Source organism: Methanoregula sp. (assembly GCF_002835825.1).
Lineage (GTDB): Archaea > Halobacteriota > Methanomicrobia > Methanomicrobiales > Methanospirillaceae > Methanoregula.
Window position 1 is genome coordinate 1 of record NZ_PIZH01000090.1, and the last position, 6,824, is coordinate 6,824.

8 protein-coding genes are annotated in these 6,824 nt (G+C 56.5%); 3 read left to right on the top strand and 5 right to left on the bottom strand.

Going from position 1 to position 6,824, the window contains the following annotated elements; all coding sequences use genetic code 11:
* The 3 genes from CW742_RS04840 to ade all read left to right on the top strand — a co-directional run.
* Window positions 1-429 (top strand): methyl-accepting chemotaxis protein (locus tag CW742_RS04840; protein ID WP_292417253.1); only part of this gene is annotated, 429 nt, incomplete at its 5' end.
* Window positions 430-946: 517 nt separating this feature from the next.
* On the top strand, window positions 947-1,300 hold the full coding sequence (locus CW742_RS04845) for a hypothetical protein (protein ID WP_292417256.1): 354 nt from the start codon (window positions 947-949) through the stop codon (window positions 1,298-1,300).
* A gap of 6 nt (window positions 1,301-1,306) precedes the next feature.
* Window positions 1,307-2,971 (top strand): adenine deaminase, encoded by a 1,665-nt coding sequence (gene ade, locus CW742_RS04850; RefSeq protein ID WP_292417258.1) that lies wholly within the window; start codon window positions 1,307-1,309, stop codon window positions 2,969-2,971.
* Here the strand turns inward: ade and CW742_RS04855 are convergent, their stop codons facing one another.
* The 5 genes from CW742_RS04855 to CW742_RS04875 all read right to left on the bottom strand — a co-directional run bounded on the left by CW742_RS04855 (window position 2,972) and on the right by CW742_RS04875 (window position 6,668).
* Window positions 2,972-3,895 (bottom strand): EamA family transporter, encoded by a 924-nt coding sequence (locus CW742_RS04855; protein WP_292417261.1) that lies wholly within the window; start codon window positions 3,893-3,895, stop codon window positions 2,972-2,974.
* 7 nt (window positions 3,896-3,902) lie between these two features.
* Window positions 3,903-4,463 carry a cysteine hydrolase family protein gene (locus CW742_RS04860; protein ID WP_292417264.1) on the bottom strand — a complete coding sequence of 187 codons (561 nt, stop codon included), beginning with the start codon at window positions 4,461-4,463 and terminating at the stop codon, window positions 3,903-3,905.
* Window positions 4,460-5,002, bottom strand: a complete 543-nt coding sequence (locus CW742_RS04865) for a GNAT family N-acetyltransferase (RefSeq protein ID WP_292417267.1) — start codon at window positions 5,000-5,002, stop codon at window positions 4,460-4,462. Before CW742_RS04865 ends, CW742_RS04860 begins: the two co-directional genes overlap by 4 nt.
* Window positions 5,003-5,016: 14 nt before the next feature.
* A complete protein-coding gene (locus CW742_RS04870) occupies window positions 5,017-5,736 on the bottom strand; it encodes a CRISPR-associated endonuclease Cas6 (RefSeq protein WP_292417270.1) in 720 nt (239 codons plus the stop codon).
* 65 nt (window positions 5,737-5,801) lie between these two features.
* The gene (locus CW742_RS04875; protein ID WP_292417272.1) at window positions 5,802-6,668 is read right to left on the bottom strand and encodes a hypothetical protein; all 867 of its coding nucleotides are present in this window, start codon (window positions 6,666-6,668) and stop codon (window positions 5,802-5,804) included.
* Window positions 6,669-6,824: the final 156 nt, after the last annotated feature.

The window sequence follows — 6,824 nt, forward strand, 5'->3', positions numbered from 1 at the left end:
AAGTCACTGGCAAGCGAATCGCTTGCCTCGGCAGAACGCATCCACGGGATGATTGGGCAACTGCAGTCCCAGACCAACCATGGAGTCGAGGCTGTCGGGGAGACCAACCGGGGAGTCCGCGATGGCAGTCTTGCGCTCAGGGAGACGATCGAGACCTTTACGAAGATCGTGGATTCCATCGACAGGATCAATAAAAACATCACGGAAGTCGCTGCTGCATCCGAGGAACAGGCTGCCTCTATCGAGGAAGTAGCCGCAAGCGTCAGCGAGGTCATGAACCTGGTCGAACAGACCTCGAACGAAGCGCAGGACTCCGCTGCGGCGTCCGAAGAGTCGAGCGCAGCAGTAGACCAGATCACCCGGGTGATCGGAAACGTCAACCAGATCGTTGACACAGTCTCCCGCGAAATCTCCAAATTCCGGTGCTGAATAAGTCCCGGACCTGCTCTGTTTTTTTAATTCTTTTGCTCTGTAGAAAACATATCCCTATTTCGTTCGCTCCCTTGCGCCTCCGACTGGTTTTAAAACCAGGAGGATGAGAAGAACGCGTTCGCGTTCTTCGACTCGGGGGTGCAGGCGATGCCTCCGTATTACCAGAACGGGAACACTCCTGCAAAGAGTTGTTTTGACAAAAACGAATTTGATGCCACCGCGGAGACAGCTGCAGGCTGTGGAGAAGTGAGAACTTCGACTCGCCCTTCGGAGTGCTTCATTCTGTCTGAATAAAGCAGAGGGATTTCACGAAATCCCTCATATCGAATCCCGAAGGGATGAGATGGGTGAAGAACCATCAGGTTCTTCGACTTTTGCGGCCGTTCATCATAATCGGGAGCATGGGGGCATCAGCCCCCATCAATAACTCAAAAGATTTCGACAGAGCACATTCTTTCATCCTCACTGCAGGAGAACTGCCACCTTTTTTATCTCATAACCCGATCACTGATCTATGTCTTCCGGGTGGAGTGCCGCAGGCATCGGGGTGCTCATTATCCTCGTCCTTGCCTCCTCCGGGTGCACGACAGCCCGGATCGGCGAGGTTACGGTGACAGAGGGGGACCTCCTGATAGACGTGAACAACAGGGGGGCGCCATCGGATGCCTTCGTGCAGGTGACCGTGTACGAGGTGAGAGATCTCCACCAGCAGGAACGCCTCGTCATCCAGCAGCCGGCAACCCTGCAAACGGGAGAGAACAGCATCCTTGTCCCGGCCGGCCTCCCTCCGGGAACCTACAAACTCTATATCTATATTCTCAGCCCCGCGGAGCGTACCACGGCTACCATCCGGGATATCAACGTATGAGGTATCATGAACGAGAAACAACAACTCATTGCCGCAGCCCGGGGGCTTGCCCCGGCTGATACGGTTTTTTCCGGCGCTGCGATCTTCAACCCGTTCACCTGCACCTTTGAGCAGGGCGATCTTGCGGTAAAGGACGGCATTGTCCTTGGCTGCGGTTCGTACGAGAGCCTGGCAACAATTGACTGCTCCGGTAAATACCTTATCCCGGGCCTGATCGATGCCCATGTCCATATCGAGAGTTCGCTTTTGACTCCCCAAGAATATGCACGCCTTGTCTCCCTTCACGGCACCGGTACGGTCATTGCCGACCCTCACGAGATCGCAAATGTTGCCGGTGAGAGGGGCATTGAGTACATGCTCGCGGCACGGGACAGTGCAGCGATTGATATCCTGTATATGCTCCCTTCCTGCGTGCCGGCAACTCCCGCGGATGTTGGCGGTGCCATACTGGATGCCGGAAGTCTCCGGCAGTTCGCGGGCAGGGAAGGCATTCTCGGCCTTGGCGAGATGATGAACTTCCCCGGCGTCCTTGCTGCCGATCCCGGTGTTTTTGAAAAACTCGCGCTTGCAGGCATCCGCGACGGGCACGCCCCGATGCTCTCCGGAAAGGATCTTAACGCGTACATCCTCGCGGGCCTCCAGAGCGACCACGAGTGTACCACACTGGCTGAGGCAGAGGAGAAACTCAAAAAAGGAATGCACATCTTCATCCGCGAGGGCTCGACCGAGAAAAATATCGAAGCGCTCATCCCGCTCGTAACCCCGCAAACCGTCTCCCATTGCAGCTTTGCTACTGACGACTGCCATGCCGACCTGCTGATGGAGGACGGTCACATCGACCGGTGCATCCGCTCCGCCATCGCTGCCGGGTTGTCACCGGAACTAGCTATCCGTATGGCAACACTTTCTCCGGCGGAGCACTTCGGCCTCCATGACCGTGGTGCACTCTCTCCGGGGCGGCGGGCTGATTTCTGCATGATCGATGACCCGGAGAAGTTTGTTGTCCAGCAGGTTTTCCGGAACGGTGCAGCAGTAACGGCTGCCGCGCCTGTCCCCGCTGCCACGTTCCCGCCCTCTATCCGTTGCAGGCCACCGCAGCCGGATGCCGTTCAGATCTCCGGCAGCGGCAGGGCTCGCGTGATCGGACTCGTCCCCGGCCAGATTGTCACGGAATCGCTCACGTATGAGTGCAGTGCTGCCGGCATCCCTGACATGGCGAGGGACATCCAGAAGGTTGTTGTCTGCAACCGGTACCACGATACGCCTCCGGGTCTCGGTCTTGTGCACGGCTTCGGGTTCAGGGACGGCGCGATCGCGTGCAGCATCTCCCATGATGCACATAACATTGTTGCAACCGGCACAAACGATGCTGCGATCCTGCAGGCAGTACACGAGGTTATCCGTTCGCAAGGTGGCATGGTTGCCGTCTGCGGTGACGAGAAAACCCTCCTCCCGCTCGACTGCGCTGGCCTGATGTCGACGCTTCCCTACCCGGAGGTTGTGGAACGGTTAAAATCGCTGCATAAAACAACTGACAGGATTGGCGGGATCGACAACCCGTTCATGTACCTCTCGTTCCTTGCGCTCACGGTCATCCCGGCGCTCCGGGTCACGGACCGGGGCGTCTTCGATGGCGTGGCGTTCCGGGATGTACCGCTGTTCGAACCCTGATCACGGGAAGAACAGGATCAGGAGAACGCCCAAGACCATCAGGAGAGCCCCTGCTACTCTCCTTACTACCTCTTCCTCGCGGATCACCATGGTCCCGTACAGCACCGTGATAAGGATGCTCGTTCTCTTGATTGCGCTCACATAGGGCACGATCTGGACAAGGTATGCGGCATTGATGACCATCGCCTCGATGGTCAGCAGGGCCCCGATGATGATCCCGGCAGTGAGAGCCCCGCGTGACCCGCAGAAGATCCGGGGCTCGCCCGATGGCGTGACAGACTTTCCGACCGTAGTTTCCGTTGAAATGCCACGCCACCGTTTCAGGCAATGGATTACTGCAAAGGCACTCCCCAAAAAGAAGAAAACCACGCCGGACCCAAAGACCGTATCCGAGTTCAGCACGATCATCTTGTCAAAACCGATCGCGATGGCATAGAGGAATGAAACCACGAGCATGGAGAAGATCCCGGGATGGGAGAGCATGGACCGGAACGGGTCAAGGAGATTCTCGTGTTCAGCAGCGGTATTGAGGACATACGAGCCAAAGACCAGGGTGAGGATTCCGAAAATCCCGATAACGGACGGGATTTCATGAAGCATCACGGCTGCAGTCACGATCAGGAAGAGAGGCGTGAACGAGAGCATCGGGACGGCAAGCGAGATGTCCGTGGACTTCAGTGCCCGGAACGCGAGGGTTGTTCCGATGATGTTGATGGACACCGCGGCAGTGACCGCCAGGACAAAGCCTTGGCCGAGCGGGGGAATGCCGCGGCAGATGGAGATGCCAAGAAGGAAGAACGACGTGAACAAAAAACCCGATGCTGCAAGCAGGTCGGGATCAACAGACCGGAGGAACTTTTTGTTGACGATATAATACCCGGCATCGGCACAGGCGCCGATACCGGAGAGAAGAGCCCAGAACATATTCCGGTCACTGGTAGGAAATTGCGAGTGAGGAGATCCATTCCTGCGTTGTCATCACCTGCGAGAACCGCATCTGCTGGGTGACGAGGATTGCACGGTGGAGTTCCTCATCAGTGACTGACCCGGCGCTGTTCGTGATTGCAAGTGTCCCTGTTGCATCCGATAAAAATTTCACGGTATAGCCACGATGGAATGCCTGCCGGGCGGTTGTGTCGCAGCACATCTGCGTCATGTAGCCGGCAATCGTGACCGTATCAATCTCCCGCTCTTTCAGCCATGCTTCAAGGTTTGTCCCGGTAAAACTGCCGGGCAGAGTCTTCTCAATCAGGGCATCATGCGGGCGCTTCTTCACATCAGGGTGGAGCTCCCATCCCGGTGTCCCGGGAACAAAGGTTGCAGCACCGGAAGCCCGGTTCGCATGCTGGATAACGATAACCGGCATACGGGCCGCATGCGCAGCATCCATAGCCTGCAGGATAGTGACAATGCTCCCGTGGGGGAAGGTTACCGGGAGTTTCCCGGAAAAATACTCGTTCTGCACATCGATGACCAGCAATGCATCGCTCATGGTTTTATCACACCTTCGAAAGTTTTCCTGTTGATCTCCATTTTCAGGAACGGGACATTCTCGCCGTTCACCAGCTCCATGCACTCGCCGCAGGGCCGGAACCGGAGTGATTCGTACAATCGCTCTGCCCGGGGATTATTCTTTCTGACGATAAGAACAATTGTGTCGCAGCCCGTAGCGGAAAAACCGCGTGCAAGTACCCGGAGCGCAACGGTTCTTCCCAGACCCTGCCCGAGCCGGAGCGGGTGGAGAGCAATCCGGAACTCCGCGCTGCTGGCGTCTTTTTTTGCCAGGAGGGCAAAGCCGATCATCCCGTTCCCGTCTTCAGCAATAAGGATCTCTGTTCCGGTGCGCCCGCCATATTCGTCAAGCCAGCCCCCGTCGCGGAGCGAATAGTCGAGCATGCCAAATTCCCGGGGATAGGGCGGCCAGGATTTGATGGCCGGGACATCCTCCTGCCGGAGCGGGCGGAGTGTGATCATGGGAGAAAGCGTTGTCGTTGGTATCTCAAAAACCATGGGATATGGAGACCCGATCACGTCCCCATCCGGCCTCACAGGATGCCCGGAGTATCATGCTGCAATTCATCCATTGCAGAGATTTTCCGGATCGTGCCATAGCCGGAAGAGACCGACTGGCCTATCCCCAGGTAATCCGGGATGCAGAGATTTGTCGTGAATTTTCCAAGGAAGACAATCATGTTTTCCCGGTCAATCCGTTCCCGTATGAAACGGACACGGGCCGTGCAGGTGATTGGCTCGCTGTGTGTGTAGTCAAGGGATTTTGCAAGAGTGTTCAGCTGGGCTGTGAGAATCTTCTGCATGAAGGCGTCCCGTGCAGGCTTCCCTTTCAGGTCATAGAATTTTTTTGCGTTCTGCTGGTTCAGGGCAAGCCAGGGTGTAAGAATCTCATACTCATACATGCGGCCGGTAATCCCGAATTCCTCATTGCGGATACCCGGGTCCCGCAAAACAATCCTGCAGGAATTTTTTCCCGGCAGGAGTTCCGGATTTTTCCCCGCCAGGTCCTGCAGAAAACCGGCTCCCTGGCAGAGTCCGATCACCACCAGATCGTTCCTGAGCTGTTTGCACAGGATTGCCGGGTACCGGTAAACGACCTGTCCGGTATACTCTGCATGCTCTGCTGATGCCCGGTGCTCCGCGAACTCGCGGGTTAGGGCAGCCCGGAACTCAGGGAGAGAAAACTCAAGCGGGTTGACGGGTTCGAAAAACAGCGTGAAGAGGGGGAGGGTCATGAGGGTGTTCTCATACAAGAGTGATGTCCGGGGAAATAAGGGATTACCTGCCCAAGGATAACAAACAGGGGAAAATCCGGAAATTATCCCGAAACTACCGTAAATTTTCGGATCGCGGAGGGTGTTTTATCCGCCCCCATGATCCCGATGGCGAATTCACCGGTTGCCTGGATCTCGCCATGCGCTTCCCACGTGTTGGTGCCGCACCTCCCTTCGGTAACGGTTGTTCGGAACGATCCCTGGTTGTCAAGGCTTAGGCCGGCGTCCTTCTCACCCACGGCAAAGATCGTGTACACGAGCTCCTCTCCCGCGGGAAGATTTGTCATTCCCTGGATCGTGAATGGCTGGTAGGCAACCGGGCTCCCGATTTCATCGATCGCAATCCACGGCGCAGTGCTTGTCAGGTTGGTCTCCGGGCAGGCATCTGGCACAGGTGTCACAGAGGGTGTCAAGGGAAGCGTTGTTGATGGCAGGGCACGCACAAGGAACTCGCGCTCGACCCCGCAGTCATGCACGATCCGGTACCGGCCCGGTTCCCAGCCGGTGGTGACGAAGGTATACTGGCGGGTTGACGTACCCGGTGCAAGCGCAGAATTGGTGGCCCGGTCCGGCTGGCCGTCACCCATCTTCGTGCTCCATCTTCCCCCGGGGGTCTGTGTTATCACGGAAAACGCCGGGGGATCTCCGGCACAGGACAGGATTCCGCTGCCGTCATTGGTTACCGTGAACTCAACCACTTCACCGGCATTGTAAATGTCGGTGTCCATCTTCACGTAGCCGGACAGAGCATCGGGCTGGTTGATGGTGGCGCGGTAAAGAGCTGCGCTGGTGATGGGAGAGGATGATACATTTTCCGTTGTATTGATCGCCCCCTCAGGTGCGCTACAACCGGCCATGATCGCAAGACACACTGCAAGGAAAAAAACTGCTGCGAGTAATGACCTGTTCATCTGGTTCACCGGATTTTTTGTTATTGACACGTGTCATGACTCTTGGGTATGGGGCGATAAATCTGTTTGGATTAAGGAGGTCTGTCCATGTACTGGGTGGGCAGGAGTGTCGGTTTTTCCAGAACTGATACTTTCACTCTCCATTTGGTTAAGGTA